This is a genomic window from Methanofollis liminatans DSM 4140 (genome assembly GCF_000275865.1).
Taxonomy (GTDB): Archaea; Halobacteriota; Methanomicrobia; order Methanomicrobiales; family Methanofollaceae; genus Methanofollis; species Methanofollis liminatans.
This window is the reverse complement of record NZ_CM001555.1, coordinates 1,417,528-1,435,206: the sequence shown is the minus strand read 5'-3', so window position 1 is coordinate 1,435,206 and position 17,679 is coordinate 1,417,528. Positions and strand designations below refer to the sequence as shown.

The 17,679-nt window shown below is 56.3% G+C and carries 12 protein-coding genes and 1 CRISPR repeat array (1 of these 13 only partly in view); all 12 genes read left to right on the top strand.

Annotation, left to right across the window (positions count from 1 at the left end; translation table 11 throughout):
• Positions 1–41 precede the first annotated feature (41 nt).
• Positions 42–320, top strand: coding sequence for a glutaredoxin family protein (locus METLI_RS07070; protein ID WP_004039146.1), 279 nt, complete (start codon positions 42–44; stop codon positions 318–320).
• Positions 320–814 (top strand): ferredoxin-thioredoxin reductase catalytic domain-containing protein, encoded by a 495-nt coding sequence (locus tag METLI_RS07065; RefSeq protein ID WP_004039145.1) that lies wholly within the window; start codon positions 320–322, stop codon positions 812–814. The genes METLI_RS07070 and METLI_RS07065 overlap by 1 nt, the downstream gene beginning before the upstream one ends.
• 71 nt (positions 815–885) lie before the next feature.
• On the top strand, positions 886–1,485 hold the full coding sequence (gene hxlB / locus METLI_RS07060) for a 6-phospho-3-hexuloisomerase (RefSeq protein WP_004039144.1): 600 nt from the start codon (positions 886–888) through the stop codon (positions 1,483–1,485).
• 10 nt (positions 1,486–1,495) lie between these two features.
• Positions 1,496–2,617: a pyridoxal phosphate-dependent aminotransferase gene (locus METLI_RS07055; RefSeq protein ID WP_004039143.1), complete on the top strand. Its 1,122-nt coding sequence runs from the start codon at positions 1,496–1,498 to the stop codon at positions 2,615–2,617.
• Positions 2,618–2,629: 12 nt separating this feature from the next.
• On the top strand, positions 2,630–3,667 hold the full coding sequence (locus METLI_RS07050) for a M42 family metallopeptidase (RefSeq protein WP_004039142.1): 1,038 nt from the start codon (positions 2,630–2,632) through the stop codon (positions 3,665–3,667).
• 493 nt (positions 3,668–4,160) lie between these two features.
• On the top strand, positions 4,161–4,829 hold the full coding sequence (cas5, locus tag METLI_RS07045; protein WP_004039141.1) for a CRISPR-associated protein Cas5: 669 nt from the start codon (positions 4,161–4,163) through the stop codon (positions 4,827–4,829).
• Complete coding sequence (locus METLI_RS07040; protein ID WP_004039140.1) at positions 4,823–6,805, top strand: hypothetical protein; 1,983 nt, start codon at positions 4,823–4,825, stop codon at positions 6,803–6,805. The genes cas5 and METLI_RS07040 overlap by 7 nt, the downstream gene beginning before the upstream one ends.
• A gap of 22 nt (positions 6,806–6,827) precedes the next feature.
• Positions 6,828–7,709: a type I CRISPR-associated protein Cas7 gene (locus tag METLI_RS07035; protein ID WP_004039139.1), complete on the top strand. Its 882-nt coding sequence runs from the start codon at positions 6,828–6,830 to the stop codon at positions 7,707–7,709.
• Positions 7,706–9,886: a CRISPR-associated endonuclease Cas3'' gene (locus METLI_RS07030; RefSeq protein ID WP_004039138.1), complete on the top strand. Its 2,181-nt coding sequence runs from the start codon at positions 7,706–7,708 to the stop codon at positions 9,884–9,886. Before METLI_RS07035 ends, METLI_RS07030 begins: the two co-directional genes overlap by 4 nt.
• Positions 9,887–10,030: 144 nt before the next feature.
• Positions 10,031–10,693 (top strand): CRISPR-associated protein Cas4, encoded by a 663-nt coding sequence (gene cas4, locus METLI_RS07025; RefSeq protein WP_004039137.1) that lies wholly within the window; start codon positions 10,031–10,033, stop codon positions 10,691–10,693.
• Positions 10,690–11,724, top strand: coding sequence for a type I-C CRISPR-associated endonuclease Cas1c (cas1c, locus tag METLI_RS07020; RefSeq protein WP_004039136.1), 1,035 nt, complete (start codon positions 10,690–10,692; stop codon positions 11,722–11,724). Before cas4 ends, cas1c begins: the two co-directional genes overlap by 4 nt.
• Positions 11,721–12,020: a CRISPR-associated endonuclease Cas2 gene (gene cas2, locus METLI_RS07015; RefSeq protein ID WP_245529340.1), complete on the top strand. Its 300-nt coding sequence runs from the start codon at positions 11,721–11,723 to the stop codon at positions 12,018–12,020. Before cas1c ends, cas2 begins: the two co-directional genes overlap by 4 nt.
• 271 nt (positions 12,021–12,291) lie before the next feature.
• Positions 12,292–17,679: a CRISPR direct-repeat array (repeat unit 32 nt; unit sequence GTCGTGCCTCACGCAGGCACGTGGATTGAAAT) (it continues 522 nt past the right edge of the window).

The following is a 17,679-nucleotide window of genomic DNA, read 5'->3' as shown; positions in this document are numbered from 1 at the left end:
GGGGATAGCCTTAAACCGGATCCCGGCAATCCCCATCACATATGGACCCGATACACGTCGCCGGAACCGATAAGGGCAGGGTCATGCTCTTCGCCCTGAGCACCTGCGGCTGGTGCGCAAAGACCAAAGCCCTCCTCAACGATCTCGGCGTGGCCTACGACTACGTCTTTGTGGACCAGCTCCCGAGGGAGGAGATGGAGCGGGTGTACGCCGATATGATGAAGCGCTACAACCCCCTGGGGTCGTTTCCCACCGTCGTGATCAACGGACGGGTGATCGTCGGCTTCAAGGAGGAGGATATCAGGGAGGCGCTTATCTGATGCCCCCGCCGTCGGACGCGGAGATCGAGCGGGAGTACCTCCGCCTGAAAAAGGAGGCTGAGGCCGGGGGGTATCACCTCAGCCCGGACCGGGCGTTCGTGAACGGGCTTGTCGCCGGCCTGCTCGCAAACACCGAGCGTTACGGCTACCCCTCCTGTCCCTGCCGCCTCGCCGCCGGGATCAGGGAGCGGGACCTCGATATCGTCTGCCCCTGCGACTACCGCGACCCTGATCTCACCGAGCACGGCGCCTGCTACTGCGCCCTCTATGTCTCCGGGGAGATCGCGGCCGGGAACGCGAAGGCGGGCGCGGTGCCCGAGCGGCGTCCGCCCGGCGGGCCGAAGAAGAAAGAGACGCCTGCGGCAGGGCTCGGCGCTCTCCCCTTCCCGGTCTGGCGGTGCCGGGTCTGCGGCTACCTCTGCGCCCGGGACAGCCCGCCGGAGGTTTGCCCGGTCTGCAAGGCGAAGGCCGACCGTTTCGAGCGGTTCATCTAAAGGGGCTCGGGGGCGCCGGCCGGGTGCACGATATTCTAATGTAGCTGGCACGACCACCATTCCTGACGATTATGACTGGTCATGAAGTACAGGATATGATGCGGCTGATGGCGTCGAAGATCGCCTCGATCGCCGACGGCATCTCAAAAGAGGAGGTGGATCTCTTTTTGCACGAGATCCTCTGCGGAAAGCGGATCTATGTCCTCGGGGCGGGCCGCTCGGGGCTTGTGGCGAAGGCCTTTGCGATGCGGTTGATGCACCTGGGGCTGCAGTGCTTTGTCGTCGGGGAGACCGTGACGCCGGCGATGGCAGAGGGCGATGTGCTGGTCGTCTTCTCCGGGTCGGGCAAGACGAAGACGGTGGCGGAACTCGCCGAGACCGCCAAGGAGATCGGCGGGCGCGTCTGCCTGATCACCTCGAACAAGGACTCGCGGATTGGGCGGATCGCCGACGGCATCCTCGTGATCGAGTCGCACCGGGACGAGGTCAAGGACGAATCGGTGGAGTTCGAGATCAGGCAGATGATGGGCGAGCACAAGTCGTTCGCTCCCCTGGGGACGATCTTTGAGACGGCGTGCATGGTGCTCGCCGACGCGATCGTCTCCCGCCTGATGGAGATCACCGAGACCGACGTCGAAGACCTCAAGTGCAGGCACGCCAATATCGAGTGAAGGCGGTTTTATGGCAGCAGAACGATTTGCAGAGCGGGTGCGCGGCATCGAACTCTCCGGGATCCGGCGGATGTTCGAGGGGGCCGGGAAAGATGCGATCAACCTCGGCCTCGGCCAGCCCGACTTCCCGACGCCGGCGCATATCGGCGAGGCGGCGATCCGGGCGATCCACGAGGGGAAGACCGGCTATACGGTGAACGCCGGGATACCCGAACTGCGTGAGGCGATCGCGGAGAAGTTGCTGCGCGAGAACGCCCTCAGGTACGACCCCTCCAATGTGATCGTCACGGCCGGGGCGAGCGAGGCCCTGCATATCGTGATGCAGGCGCTGGTCGACCAGGGCGACCGCGTCCTGATGGCCGATCCGGGTTTTGTCTCGTACGCCGCTCTCGCCGCCCTTGCCGGCGGGCGGGCCGAGGGCCTGCCCCTCGATGCCACCCTCCATATCGACGTGGAGGCGGCGAAGGAGCAGATGGACGGGGCGCGCCTCTTCGTGCTGAACACCCCGGCCAACCCGACCGGCATGGTGGAGAGCGAGGAGTCGATCCGGGCCCTGGTGGAGTATGCCGCAGATAGCGGCGTGACCGTCGTTTCGGACGAGGTCTACGAGCACTTCACCTATGGAAAGCCCCATTTCAGCGCCGCCCGTTTCGGCGAGGACGTGGTGACGATCAACGCCACCTCGAAGACCTACTCGATGACCGGGTGGCGCCTGGGCTATCTTGCGGCCCCTGAGGAGACCGTCGAGGCGTGCCTGAAGGTGCACCAGTACTGCCAGGCCTGCGCCACCTCGATCTCCCAGTACGCCGCCGTGGCCGCCATCGCCGGCGACCAGGCGCCGGTCGCCGCGATGCGCGACGAATACCGGAAACGGCGCGACCTCATCTGCGGGGGCCTGCGCGACCTCGGGTTCTCGTTTGCCACGCCCGAGGGTGCGTTCTACGTCTACCTGCCGGTCGAGGAGAACCTCTTCAATACCATTATTCAGAAAGGCGTCATCATCGTCCCGGGCTCGGCGTTCGGGACGCGCACGCCCGGATACGCCCGGATCAGTTATGCGGCGTCGCAGGCCGACCTGAAGCGGGCGCTGGACCGGATCGCCGCCGCCGTGGAAGAATCCGGAAAGAATTAACAGGGTGATCACATGGTTAAAGAACTGCTCAAAAAACTCTCCAACGCCCACGGCATCTCGGGCAGCGAGGGAAGCGTCGCGGAGGTCATCCGCGGCGAGGTTGCGGCGTATGTCGACGAGATCAGGGAAGACACGATGGGCAACCTGATCACGGTGAAGAAAGGCGACGATTTCACGATCCTGCTCGCGGCCCACATGGACGAGATCGGGCTGATGGTGAAGTTCATCGACGAGCGCGGCTTTGTCCGTTTCGTCACCGTCGGCGGATGGTTCGACGCCACCCTGTATGCCCAGCGCGTCGTCCTCCACGGGACGAAGGGCCAGGTCTCTGGCGTCATCGGCGGGAAGCCCCCGCACGTGATGACCGAGGAGGACCGGAAAAAGCCGCTGAAGGTGGACGATATGTTCATCGACGTCGGGGCGACCTCGGCCGAGGAGGCGGCCGAGCTCGGCATCGAGGTCGGGACGCCGGTCACCCTGGACCGGGAGTTCCGGGAACTGGCGAACAACCGGGTGACCGGGAAGTGCTTTGACAACCGCGCCGGGTGCGCGATGCTGATCAAGGCCCTCCAGCTGGTCGACTCCCCGCACACCATCTACGGCGTCTTCACCGTCCAGGAGGAGGTCGGGCTCAAGGGGGCGAAGACCGCCGCCTATAACCTCAACCCGGACTGCGCCATCGCCACCGATACGACGATTCCGGGCGACCACCCGGGCATCGAGCGCAAGGACGTCTCTCTCCTGATGGGCGAGGGGCCGGTGATCACGATCATCGACAACAACGGCCGCGGCCTGATCGCCAGCAGGAAGATGATTGCCTGGCTGAAGAAGGCGGCCGCGGAGGGCAACATCAAGGTGCAGCTCGAGGTCGGCAAGGGCGGGACGACCGACGCCACCTCGATCCACCTCGAACGCGGCGGGATCCCCAGCACGACGCTGAGCATCGCCACCCGCTATATCCACTCGCCGGTCGAGGTGCTGGACCTCGCCGACCTTGAGGGCGGGGTCGCCCTGCTCCTCCAGGCGCTGAAGACGAAGCCTGAATTATAATCTTTTTTTTGGATCGGGGGCGGGATGCCCCGGCGACGACCGCCTCGATCCGTTTGGTGCCGGTCTCCTCCTGCTCGGCGATGCGGGCGTCGAGGGCGTCATCAGCGTTCTGACGATACCGGCGGCGCACCTTAAATGTTCAACGCAAGCTGGAAGAGGTCTTTCTCGATCAAGGGTCTTCGGATAGAGGTGGGGGGACAAAGTAGCCAAGGTTACTGTTTCGACCCACACAAAGTAGCGAAGAGCCGAGTGTGTCGCCGGCAGAAGGTATTTGACCATGGAGAAGGAATTATCAGATAAAGGGACAGGGCTCAGATATATTACAGAAAATCGGAGAGCACCATTGCCGCCGTTGGCAGTTCTGGTGGTTGCTGGGGTGTAGAAAGATGGGTATCGGGGATCCTTGATTCAGGAGTCATGGAGTGTGGAAGTGGGAGCTCTGGTCAGGGTTGTTCGAAGATCTCAGAAATCTGCCTGTTTAAACAGCTAAGAGGTGAAAGCTATAGCATATATCGTTCAGATGGAAATTGCCGGCGACACCGCTATGTGGACAAGACCGGATACCGGTGATAGCCCCGTTAGCTATCCGGCACCAACATACTCGGCGGTTAAAGCCATTTTTGAGTCCGTGCTGTGGGGACCTGCGATTGAAATTATTCCACTTAAGGCGGAAATTTGTGCGCCGGTGCAGTTCCACAATTATTACACAAATTATGGTGGTCCGCTGCGAAAAACTACAACCATTAAAGGCGGAGACAGTTATCAGCTTTGCGCCACCGTTCTTATTGATGTCTGCTATCGCTTGTACGCCGAAATTGTTCCGTATAAGATAAAAGATAAACTTCCTCTAGCGGCGAAGATCTGGGATAACGCGACCACGTCGCCGGGGCACGCATATCAAGAAATATTCACCAGAAGGCTGAAACGCGGGCAGTGTTTCTCTGTGCCGTGCCTGGGGTGGCGGGAGTTCACGCCATCCTATTTCGGGGAGTTTCGCGATGGTACACATGTCATGTCAGATATGGAGACTACGGTTATTCCCTCCATGCTGCGGCAGGTATTTTCAAAAGGCTATCAATCCGAAGTCGCCTATCTGTATGACACGGATGTTGAGATTACAGGGGGCGTGCTGACCTACTGGAAAGGAGAAAAGCCATGCTGAACGAACTGCATCAGCTGTCTGTAACCCTTGCAAGCCACAACATCAAGCAGCAAGGGTGGCACCATCAGTATAAGCCGTTGCCGAACGGAGCTTGCTATCGTATATGGCTTGGCGATGATGGCGCGGTGGCGGACGTTGAGCTGATGAGCAAGGATCTGGTGAAGGATTGCCGAAAATTTGGGAATAATCAGGGAACATTCCCCGCTTTCAACATTGCACCGCTGTACCGCGTCACATCGGATGAGGATAAGCGTTATTACGACGCGCTTTACAAAGGTGAACAGGAACTTGATGTAAACTATTTGCAATCAATATGCACTGCCGATAATTGGAGCGTCAAACTTCGCAACAAGATACCGCGCTGCCTGCGCACGCAAATACCGAATACGCCTGAAGAAAGCGCAATCGCCGCGCTGATGAAGATCACAGCATCGCTTGACATCGGCGTGCTGCGCAGCACCCTTGAGCAGCAAGTTTGGAAAAAATTACCCGGCGATATAAAAACGCACCTCCCGCTGCTGATCCATAAAGGCAACGAAAAGAGGCAGCCGGAAGATGATAGTGGTTCGATATCAATTATACTTGATTTGATAAATTGGCGGAAATTCGAATATCCAATAGCCAACGAGAACACCACAAGACAAGTGAACGATTGGCTTTTCGCCAACGAAGACGATCTTCAGCCCGAAACAAGCGATCAACTTGACGCTTTTGGATCTCCGTATGCAGAGTTTAAGGATATCATGCCATCTGTGCGGCTTGTGCCAGGGTTTGAAGTGGCGTTGCGTTCCATGTTCCATGAGCAAATGTGCCAATTCCGCTATGGGAAGGCTGATGGCGGTTCTTTCCCGATTAACAAAGCGAATCGCGATACCCTGAAAACCTCGCTTGAATGGATTGTGGAACCCGACAACGAGAATGTTACGTGGCGCAGAATTGACAAGGATGCAATGCTGTTTGTCTATCCCAACAGGGTTCCAAAAATTCTGCCTAAATTTGCTGCGCTTTTCGGTAATACGGAGAACCATAAGGACAGTATAACCAGATTTGAAAAGGTTGCAGAGGATTTTATTGCGACACTCAACGGGTTTGAAACAAAGCAGAAGCCGGAAAATATCCATGTGTTTGCATTACAGCAAATGTCGCCGGCCGTGTCTAAGCGTGCAAGGGTGGTGTTTTCGCGCAATCTGAGCCCAAGCGGGCTGATAAACGCAGCTAACGAGTGGCAGCAAGGATGCCACAATCTGCCACCGATCGCGCGAATTGAATCTATCACGCCGTTCCCTTTGAATATCTCCAAAATCGCAAATAAGGTTTGGAAACGGGATGGCACACGGGCGGACGGCAAGAGCGAGGTTAAATTAATACGATATTATCAAGGCATGGAACTGCTTTTGGATAAGCCCATGCCGTCGAGAATAATGCGCATTACCCGGGGCGTGACCGCGAACTCATTGGGTTTGGTATTGTTTGTCGGCGATAACCTGCCAAGAGGCAGAAATGTCGTTAAAGATGCAATTAGAGCGGAAATAGGCGATTTATTTCCCTTACTCGGGCTGCTCCTGTACAAGAGCGGCATAACAAAGGAGGATTATATGCAAGACACGGCATATTCAATCGGGCAGCTACTGAAAATATCCGACGAGCTGCACGCGCTGTATTGTGAGATCAAGCGCGACGGTGAAGTGCCGCCACAACTGGCGGGAAACTCTGTGTTCGTAACGGCGTCAGAAACGCCGGCCCAGGCCGTGGCTCTGCTCTGTACGCGAATGATTCCGTACATAGCGTGGGCAGATCAGTACAGGCGGCAGGGCAAGGAGAAAAGCGGTTTAGCGGTGTGGTACATGCGGCAGTATGGTGCACTCATGCCACAACTGCATCAAAGCCTGACAGAGAATATCCGGTTCGGCGACCTGGAAAAAGCACAGTTGTTTATTGGTTACCTTGCGGATCTTCCCAAATTGACGAACAAATAATCTACTGAGGAGGTATGAACAGATGACAAATGAAATGAAACGCGCAACAGGGCTTCTGATAATAGAAGCCGTGAACTCAAATCCTAATGGCGACCCCGATCGGGAGAGCGAACCTCGCCAGCGCCCGAATGGCCGTGGCGAAATATCACCTGTATCCTTCAAACGTAAGCTACGCGATTTGCTGGAGGATTCGGATAGCCCATTCTTTAAAAGTCTGCCGGAGAAGTTTAGTAAAAAATCAGACCAATACCGCATACTCGAATCGCGTGGGCGCAACCGTGATGAAATTAAAAAGGAAATGGGCGATAACGAGAAATTTAACCAACAGTCCTTCCTCGAAAGCACCTTCGTAAAAAAATATTGGGATGCCCGCGTATTCGGCAACACGTTCCTTGAAGAAGGTGGGGCAAAAGGCTTCATCAAGACCGGTGTGGTGCAGTTTGGTGTTGGAGTTTCCATATCACCGATAGCCATTGTGCGCCATACCAACACAAATAAAGCCGGTGTGCAAGAGGGTAAAAATGCCGGCATGGCACCGCTTGCGTTCCGTATCGTACAGCATGGCGTGTACTGTATGCCTTTCTTTGTCAATCCAAACTACGCGGGAAAGAGCGGCTGCACCCCGGACGATATAGAGTTGCTCAAACTGTTGATCCCGAAGGCATATGATTTGAATCGCTCGGCTATACGTCCGGATGTGCGAATCCGCCATGCCTGGTATATCGAGCATATAAACGCGCTTGGAAGCTGTCCGGACTATCTGTTGCTTGAGGCGTTGACGCCTACTCGCATAGGCAATGTGTCTGATCCCTCCAATGAGTGGTCTGACTACAAGGACAAGACTTCTTTGCCAGATACTCTCAAATCTCGGGTTGGTGGTGTGGTCGATTTGATGGAATTATGATAGAATATTTCGCTCATAGTCCGAAGGATGGGTATCCCGCCCAGACATATGTGCAGCATATCAATGGAGTATTGGAACGAACCCGGCGTCATGCGTCTGACGCCGCCCGATACTCTCTTGCTGATGGCGCATTGCTTTTAAATACAGCGGAAATTGCGGCAGTTTACCACGATCTGGGTAAACTTGATGAGGAAAATCAACTTATTTTGTCCGGCCAGAAAACGGCAAAACGTCTGCCACTTAATCATGCAGATGCGGGTGCGGCTTTTTTGCTGGACGATGCATCCCCGGCCCTTCTTGCGGCTGTTTCTGTCGCGGCGCACCATATTGGACTTCCGGATTTTTGCAAGGAAAGCATCCGCGAAGGTTCCGCGTTCCGCGATGATAATGTAAAGGCTCGGGTTGATGCGGCGTTATTGGAGTATTCGCAAATACACAGCAGCAGTGTAACCGCAAGACCGCCAATAGAGAACGCTATGCCATCTGGGGATTTATCGATATTCCTGCGTATGCTGCTGTCTTGCCTGGTTGATGCCGACCACACCGATACCGCTTCACATTACGGTAAGTATCCTGAGTCGGTGGATATTATTCCGCTTCGCCCGGCAGAGCGTCTCGTGCTATTAGACCACTATGTCGAAACGCTTAGAAAATCGGGCGAAGATGACGAACGAAATAGACTGCGCTCTGAAATGTATACGGCGTGTAGGAACTCCCCAGTATGCGAAAACATTGCTTCCTGTGACGCTCCCGTCGGTTCAGGCAAGACAACTGCGGTAATGGCGCATCTTTTGGCTCAAGCGAGTAAGCATGGATTGCGCCGGATATTTGTGGTGTTGCCGTTTACAAATATCATCCAGCAGTCGGTCGAGAAATACCGTGAAGCACTGGTTTTCCCGGATGAAAATGGCGAAGAGGTTGTGGCTGAACTGCACCATCGCGCCGAATTTGAAAGCGAGGATACACGGCATCTCACAGCGCTATGGCGCGCGCCGATCATCGTCACCACAGCGGTTGCGTTCTTTGAAACCCTTGCGGCGAAAACTCCGTCCGCGCTTAGGCGGTTGCATGAGTTGGCGGGCAGCGCAGTATTCGTGGACGAAGCGCACGGTGCGCTGCCTGCGCACTTATTGCCGTTAGCATGGCGGTGGATTAATATTTACGCCAAAGAATGGTCCTGTTATTGGATTCTGGCTTCAGGTTCGCTGAATCAATTCTGGGAAATAAAAGAGATCTCCGGACAAAAGTTGGAAGTGCCAAATATAGCAGATCCATCTTTAAGGGCTTCGCTCAACGCATTCGAAGGCAAGCGCATCGAGTATCGGGCTAACCTGACGCCGCAGCCGCTGGAGACGTTTGTTGAAGTTGTGGCGCAATCACAAGGACCGAGGCTTGTTATACTCAATACAGTGCAAAGCGCGGCGGTAGTTGCAAAGTATATTTGCGAGAAGTACGGGCGCGGGCGTGTAGAGCATCTGTCAACCTCGCTTACGCCGAGCGACAGGGAGAAAACACTTGAGCGGGTGAAGGCGCGGCTTAACGGGTCCGATGATGACGACTGGGTGCTTGTTGCTACATCCTGCGTGGAGGCAGGCGTTGATTTCTCGTTTAGGACCGGTTTCCGGGAGCTTGCATCGTTGACCTCGCTGTTGCAGGCGGCGGGGCGTGTCAACCGAAATGGTGAATACGGAGTTTCTAAAATGCACACATTTTGTCTTTCAGAGAGCAATATGTTAAAATCAAATCCCGACATAAAAAATTCCGCCACAGTCCTACGTAAGCTCATAGAAACAGGAATCGACATTTCCCCATCCCTCGTGACCGGGGCTATCGAGCAGGAACTTAAGGAATATGGCAGCAAGCCGATACACAGGGTGTTGCTTAAAAAAGAATGTAACAAGGATTTCCCGTTTGTAGAAAAGAATTTCAAGGTAATCAACTCGGATACACGTATTGCGGTGGCAGACATAAAAATCGTCGATAGAATACGCAATGGGCATTGTGACTGGCGTGAATTACAGAAGCATTCGCTGCAAATAGCCAACTATAAACTGCAAGAACTGCGTATACCACAAATCGCAGAAGACATTTACCACTGGAATCTCGCATACGACGATTTTCTGGGATATATGGCGGGAATTATTCAAAAATCTGAGCCCGAACTCCTCCTGTATTAGGGAATACGTCGAGGTAGATCATCCTGGCGATCTCCCGTACCTGCTCTGGCATCCTGATCATCCCTTTCTCCATGGGCGGTCACGTCCATTGATAGATTTTTATGATACAACTTATAATAATGCCATATCGGGATCAGAACTTCCATGGACCCTGACGACTACCTCATGCTCAGCGGCATCCAGCATTTTGCATTCTGTAGACGTCAGTGGGCGCTCATCCACATCGAGCAAGTGTGGAAGGAGAACGTGCTCACCTTCGGCGGGAGGCAGATGCACAGGAATGCGGACGACCCCTTCTTCACGGAGAGCCGGGGGGATGTGCTAATCTCGCGGAGTGTGCCCTTGGTCTCCCACGCGCTGAAGATATACGGTGTTGCGGACGTGGTGGAGTATCATCGGTCGGATGAAGGAGTTATGATCCCCGGACGGGAAGGACGCTGGACCGTCGTGCCGGTGGAGTACAAGGCGGGGAGGAAGAAGCCGGACGATCGCGACGAGGTCCAGCTGTGCGCCCAGGCGATCTGCCTTGAAGAGATGTACCGGACGCGTATTGAGCGCGGGTATTTATATTATGGCAAGACCCGACGGCGGGTAGAGGTGTTTTTCGATGATGAACTTCGCAACCGGGTGGCGGAGTTAGTCGCCGGGATGTATGCACTCTACGACGCGGGCATCACTCCCCCGGCGGTTCTACTGCCGCACTGCAAGAACTGTTCGCTTATCGAACTCTGTATGCCGGCCGTTTCATCCCGCAGAAGGTCGGTTGATCGCTACCTTACTGCCTGTGTTGGAAGGGATGATGCATGAGAAAACTCCTGAACACCCTGTACATCACCAATCCAGAATCTTACCTCAAGAAAGACGGAGAGAATATCGTCGTTTCCGTTGAGCGGAATGAGGTGGGACGGATCCCCATTCACAACTTGGAGGGGGTCATCTGTTTTGGGTTTATGGGGGCAAGTCCGGGCGTTATGGAGTTGTGCGCATCACGCAATGTGGGGCTTGCCTTTGTGTCGCCGTACGGGAAGTTTCTCGGACGGGTCTCAGGCCGTGTGTCCGGGAACGTGCTGCTCCGTAAGCGGCAGTATCTCCTTTCGGACGATGAGGGGGCCGCGGCGCAGATTGCGATGAACTGCGTGCTCGGAAAGATGCTGAACTGTCGGAGCGTCCTCCTCCGGTTTGGCCGTGACCATCCTGAGAAGACATCGCCTGCATTTTCAGAGCGTCTTCAATGGCTGACGGAGGGTGTTCACCAGTTGAGAGAGTCGCCATCCGATACACTGAACGAACTCCGGGGCCGTGAAGGGATTCTGTCGAAGTATTACTTTGATTGTTTCGACGATCTGATTCTGTCGCAAGATCCTGCGTTTGCGTTCGAGTTCAGGAGCAGAAGGCCTCCGCTGAACCGGGTGAATGCTCTATTGTCGTTTATCTATACGCTGATCGCGGTGGATTGCGCTTCGGCTCTCGAATCCGTGGGGCTTGATCCGCAGGTGGGTTTTCTCCACCGCGCCCGACCGGGACGGATGAGCCTTGCGCTGGATCTGATGGAGGAATTCCGGCCGTATCTCGGAGACCGGTTTGTGTTGAGTCTGATCAATAACCGGGTTGTTGCGGCGGATGATTTCCTGGTGAAGGAGAACGGGGCGGTGCTCCTGACGGATGCAGCGCGGAAGACGGTTCTTGCAGCATGGCAGCGACGGAAGACAGAAGAGGTTATGCACGGATATCTGGACGAGCGGATTCCAGTTGGCCTTCTGCCGTATGCACAGGCAATGTTGCTGGCCCGGTACCTGCGTGGGGATATCGATGGGTATCCGCCGTTCGTGGTGAGGTGAGCGTGGTGTTTGTTCTGGTGACATACGATGTAAATACCGAGACCCCGGAAGGGCGGCGCAGATTGCGCACGGTCGCGAGGATCTGCACGAATTATGGGACACGCGTGCAGAACTCGGTCTTTGAGTGCGTAGTGGATTCGGTTCAATTGATGGAGATGAAGGTGAGAATCGGTGAGACCATTGATCCCGTGATTGATAGCATACGATATTATAATCTTGGGAAGCATGGTCGGGATCATGTGGAACATGTGGGGGCAAAGCCGGGGCTGAATGTCGAGGATGTGCTGATCCTGTAGTGATGTCTTTTGGGGTGTTGCGAAGGTGTAGTGCCCATGTTTTCCCGGGGAGGTTCGCGATCGGGCAGATCTTGGATGTTTTTCAACACGGAGTATTTTTCTGGCATTTCTGAAGTGTACCGCGGCATGGCAGAGGCGGCTGGTGGTGTGATGCGCTGTTTTCGTGTTTCAGGCTGCCGTTCTATGTTGTTTATGCTTGTTATCGGATATGGTGACAATACTGCGACGTTGGGGCAAGAAAGATATTTGTCCTCCAATATATAGTGTAGAGGTCGTGCCTCACGCAGGCACGTGGATTGAAATCCGGTGATACAGTCATAAAACGTTCCGGGCGTGGTCGTGCCTCACGCAGGCACGTGGATTGAAATGGGTCGTGCTTGGGCTTCCTCGGCGGGAACTGAAAGGTCGTGCCTCACGCAGGCACGTGGATTGAAATCATACCGGATACGACGAACCACAAGAGCGCGCGGTCGTGCCTCACGCAGGCACGTGGATTGAAATGAAGATCGTCTGATCGGCTTCGGCAACGAAGGCGTCGTGCCTCACGCAGGCACGTGGATTGAAATCGGTAGAACTCCGATACCGGCTTGACCTCGCCGGTCGTGCCTCACGCAGGCACGTGGATTGAAATATGGGATGTATTGCCACTCTCGCCGGGTTCGCCGGTCGTGCCTCACGCAGGCACGTGGATTGAAATTATATCGAGGTGCCGTGATGGCGGGGATGAATGCGGTCGTGCCTCACGCAGGCACGTGGATTGAAATAAGGTGTGGTGGGAGACGCAGAAGGGGGCATCAGGGTCGTGCCTCACGCAGGCACGTGGATTGAAATATGTCGCCCCGGCGGTTGCCGATCGAGGACAGGGGTCGTGCCTCACGCAGGCACGTGGATTGAAATGTCGGCTGTAAAGATCACACAACGACCCAGGTCGGGTCGTGCCTCACGCAGGCACGTGGATTGAAATACGTCGAACGTCTTGACCCGAACGCCCTTGACGGTCGTGCCTCACGCAGGCACGTGGATTGAAATGCTGATCTCGATGTGTGTCATGCTGTGATCTCGGTCGTGCCTCACGCAGGCACGTGGATTGAAATTCAGGGGTCGCCCTCACCGTGTGGGACCTCTCCCGGTCGTGCCTCACGCAGGCACGTGGATTGAAATATGATCTTCACGTGCGAGGTGTGCGGGGCAGAGTGGTCGTGCCTCACGCAGGCACGTGGATTGAAATATCGGGGCGTTTCCACATGCGCATAAGGACGATGGTCGTGCCTCACGCAGGCACGTGGATTGAAATAGGATAATGCGCCCGGATGAACTGCACGACCTCGGTCGTGCCTCACGCAGGCACGTGGATTGAAATATCACGGGCGGCAGGGGAGATGATGAGGGCGGGCGGTCGTGCCTCACGCAGGCACGTGGATTGAAATGTGCCCTGCATGGGGCACATGATACACCCGATCCGGGTCGTGCCTCACGCAGGCACGTGGATTGAAATGTCTTTGACGGTTCTAAGGTAGCCGAGGCACCCGGTCGTGCCTCACGCAGGCACGTGGATTGAAATTGAGTGGTTCCGCATGGTCACGGAGGATCGGATGGTCGTGCCTCACGCAGGCACGTGGATTGAAATGAGCAGGAGTGCATGGCGATGGGTAAGCCGGTGGTCGTGCCTCACGCAGGCACGTGGATTGAAATTACAACGACGACACCATTGAAACTCGAGTAGTCGGTCGTGCCTCACGCAGGCACGTGGATTGAAATACCGAACTCTCTGACAAACTGCGGAGGGCCTATGGGTCGTGCCTCACGCAGGCACGTGGATTGAAATCCGCAGATGCCGGTTGAAGGCCGGTGCTACCTGGTCGTGCCTCACGCAGGCACGTGGATTGAAATACGGAGGCCGATGTCGAATATGTGATGCAGAAGGGTCGTGCCTCACGCAGGCACGTGGATTGAAATACATCGGCATGATCAACGTGCCCGCAAACCGGGGTCGTGCCTCACGCAGGCACGTGGATTGAAATAGAAGGGTGTCGTGGTCATCCATGAGCAGGCGGGTCGTGCCTCACGCAGGCACGTGGATTGAAATGTCCCATCCGGGATGAAGGCATCCGTGGTCGAGGTCGTGCCTCACGCAGGCACGTGGATTGAAATGTAGAGGTGGCGATATTTTTCCAGTGGGTCATCGTCGTGCCTCACGCAGGCACGTGGATTGAAATCTTAAGCCACGGATGTTCTTCTTTCAAGGCCGGGTCGTGCCTCACGCAGGCACGTGGATTGAAATCCGTTACGACCATGTGTCTGGCGACGTTGTCTGTCGTGCCTCACGCAGGCACGTGGATTGAAATATGAGTGTTCTGAGCGGCCTGAGTATGGGGGCAGTCGTGCCTCACGCAGGCACGTGGATTGAAATCAGAGAGGTCCAGTACCCAGACACATAGCCATGTCGTGCCTCACGCAGGCACGTGGATTGAAATGTTCAGGTGCCGGTTGAGGTCCGCCAGGGCGGTCGTGCCTCACGCAGGCACGTGGATTGAAATCCGGCGGTGCCGGAGGTGTTGCCGAGGACGGTGGTCGTGCCTCACGCAGGCACGTGGATTGAAATACTTCAGGCGTGCCTGAGCCGTAGGTGTTGGTGGTCGTGCCTCACGCAGGCACGTGGATTGAAATTTCGTTCCGGTGTCGGAAATGTGGATTTCAACTGTCGTGCCTCACGCAGGCACGTGGATTGAAATGTGGGCGTCGCCGTGTGCGATACCTGCTGCATGTCGTGCCTCACGCAGGCACGTGGATTGAAATAATGTTAATGCAAAACCAAGCACAGAACAATCACGTCGTGCCTCACGCAGGCACGTGGATTGAAATCGAGTATCGCGGGGCGTCGGCGTCCGGGGTGAGTCGTGCCTCACGCAGGCACGTGGATTGAAATGCCGACAAATGAGGGATCGGCGGCGGGGTCGTGTCGTGCCTCACGCAGGCACGTGGATTGAAATTCAGTGATGTATCCGTCGGCGACGACCTCGACGGTCGTGCCTCACGCAGGCACGTGGATTGAAATTCCAGGCACGTACACGGTTATTTTGACCGCCTGTCGTGCCTCACGCAGGCACGTGGATTGAAATAATGTAATGGTCGGCGGGGATACCGTCTGGTCAAGTCGTGCCTCACGCAGGCACGTGGATTGAAATATCCGCAGCTCGGCAATCGCCCCGTAATAGCACGTCGTGCCTCACGCAGGCACGTGGATTGAAATAAAGCGAACCGTGCGAGAGTGAACACCGGCAAAGTCGTGCCTCACGCAGGCACGTGGATTGAAATACCGACGCCTCCGCTGAGACCGCGACCAACTGGTGTCGTGCCTCACGCAGGCACGTGGATTGAAATGTCCCGGAGATGCGGACCGGGACCGAGGTCATGTCGTGCCTCACGCAGGCACGTGGATTGAAATTACGGCCTGCGGGTCTGCAACCAGGACCAGCGGGTCGTGCCTCACGCAGGCACGTGGATTGAAATAGGTTTTCCTGCGAGAATCCTGCCGACATGAAGGTCGTGCCTCACGCAGGCACGTGGATTGAAATGATTGCGCGGGAGTCGCCGATGTCCTTGCCCCGTCGTGCCTCACGCAGGCACGTGGATTGAAATTCGGCCAGCGTGATCGTCGTCTCGCCCTCGAAGGTCGTGCCTCACGCAGGCACGTGGATTGAAATAAGTGGTTGGCGTTGCTTGATCGTGTCGGTTCGGTCGTGCCTCACGCAGGCACGTGGATTGAAATTTGCCTATGATGATCTGGTCGAGCACATATCCTAGTCGTGCCTCACGCAGGCACGTGGATTGAAATCCTCCCCAAAAACATGGAGAGGGCTACCACTGTTGTCGTGCCTCACGCAGGCACGTGGATTGAAATCACTCGCCAGATCCACAATGCCCTTTGCCAGTGGTCGTGCCTCACGCAGGCACGTGGATTGAAATAGACCGCCTCCGGGTAATACTCGATGCGGGCGGTCGTGCCTCACGCAGGCACGTGGATTGAAATGATTTTGCGATCGCCGTTGCCGTTTTCGAGGCCGTCGTGCCTCACGCAGGCACGTGGATTGAAATCACTCGCCAGATCCACAATGCCCTTTGCCAGGTCGTGCCTCACGCAGGCACGTGGATTGAAATCGACGCCACGCGACGGCAGCGGGGGTATCGGCGGGTCGTGCCTCACGCAGGCACGTGGATTGAAATGCAATCGCCCAGAGCCCAGCCCCGGCGACGAGGGTCGTGCCTCACGCAGGCACGTGGATTGAAATTGTCGATCTCCGTAAGAAAGGCAAATCCACCAGGTCGTGCCTCACGCAGGCACGTGGATTGAAATAGCGATGCCGAGGGCCCGGACCAGGTCGGCCCGTCGTGCCTCACGCAGGCACGTGGATTGAAATTTCGATGCGGCGTTCGCCGCCGCCTCTGTCCGGGTCGTGCCTCACGCAGGCACGTGGATTGAAATCGGGAGGTGTCGGGGGGGTATCTGGAGTCGCCTCGTCGTGCCTCACGCAGGCACGTGGATTGAAATCCGACCAGTACGGGCACAGTTTTACCTGCCCGGGTCGTGCCTCACGCAGGCACGTGGATTGAAATCGCGGCCGGGTCTCAGAGGCATCCCCGACGGTAGATGGTCGTGCCTCACGCAGGCACGTGGATTGAAATTCAGCGAACCCATCCCCGATCACCAGGGCATCTGGTCGTGCCTCACGCAGGCACGTGGATTGAAATGATGTGGCGCCCCACCAAGTGATCAGCGCTGGCGGTCGTGCCTCACGCAGGCACGTGGATTGAAATAGCATTCCCCGGCGAGGCTGCATGAGCAGACCGTCGTGCCTCACGCAGGCACGTGGATTGAAATTTAACGCAGGCGGCGTTTGACGCAAAGGTGGATCGTCGTGCCTCACGCAGGCACGTGGATTGAAATAGTGCTTTTGCAGGGTTGGTTGGTGGGAGACGGTCGTGCCTCACGCAGGCACGTGGATTGAAATAGATACATGATGCAGACCTCTCGAACCTTCCGGAGTCGTGCCTCACGCAGGCACGTGGATTGAAATTCGCCTCACGAACGCCCGGACGCCGACCACCCACGTCGTGCCTCACGCAGGCACGTGGATTGAAATTCGGAGGTGCAGGGGTCAGGCGGCTATATCGAACGTCGTGCCTCACGCAGGCACGTGGATTGAAATCCACACTTTTATAAGACCTGAACAGTCCAAACTGTCGTGCCTCACGCAGGCACGTGGATTGAAATGATAGTGTCGGCGTCGTAGAACGTCAGCCCGATGGTCGTGCCTCACGCAGGCACGTGGATTGAAATATAATATGCCCACAGTTGATCGAGGTCCCGGCCGTCGTGCCTCACGCAGGCACGTGGATTGAAATAGGTAGGAAAAAGGGTTCCAACTCATAGGTATGTCGTGCCTCACGCAGGCACGTGGATTGAAATTCGCGTATCTGGACGACCTCGCCGAGGCGTCGTCGTGCCTCACGCAGGCACGTGGATTGAAATACGCACCCCGCCGCCGTCCGGGTCAGACCACTGTCGTGCCTCACGCAGGCACGTGGATTGAAATCCGGAGACCACCGAGGAACTGTACCTCGACGCCGGTCGTGCCTCACGCAGGCACGTGGATTGAAA

What these genes read in the sequence shown, in the direction of transcription:
- cas4 (WP_004039137.1), top strand. Translation starts at nt 10,031, where the DNA reads ATGGACCCTGACGACTACCTCATGCTCAGCGGCATCCAGCATTTTGCA.
- METLI_RS07035 (WP_004039139.1), top strand. Translation starts at nt 6,828, where the DNA reads ATGACAAATGAAATGAAACGCGCAACAGGGCTTCTGATAATAGAAGCC.
- METLI_RS07040 (WP_004039140.1), top strand. Translation starts at nt 4,823, where the DNA reads ATGCTGAACGAACTGCATCAGCTGTCTGTAACCCTTGCAAGCCACAAC.
- hxlB (WP_004039144.1), top strand. Translation starts at nt 886, where the DNA reads ATGACTGGTCATGAAGTACAGGATATGATGCGGCTGATGGCGTCGAAG.
- cas1c (WP_004039136.1), top strand. Translation starts at nt 10,690, where the DNA reads ATGAGAAAACTCCTGAACACCCTGTACATCACCAATCCAGAATCTTAC.
- METLI_RS07065 (WP_004039145.1), top strand. Translation starts at nt 320, where the DNA reads ATGCCCCCGCCGTCGGACGCGGAGATCGAGCGGGAGTACCTCCGCCTG.
- METLI_RS07030 (WP_004039138.1), top strand. Translation starts at nt 7,706, where the DNA reads ATGATAGAATATTTCGCTCATAGTCCGAAGGATGGGTATCCCGCCCAG.
- METLI_RS07055 (WP_004039143.1), top strand. Translation starts at nt 1,496, where the DNA reads ATGGCAGCAGAACGATTTGCAGAGCGGGTGCGCGGCATCGAACTCTCC.
- METLI_RS07050 (WP_004039142.1), top strand. Translation starts at nt 2,630, where the DNA reads ATGGTTAAAGAACTGCTCAAAAAACTCTCCAACGCCCACGGCATCTCG.
- METLI_RS07070 (WP_004039146.1), top strand. Translation starts at nt 42, where the DNA reads ATGGACCCGATACACGTCGCCGGAACCGATAAGGGCAGGGTCATGCTC.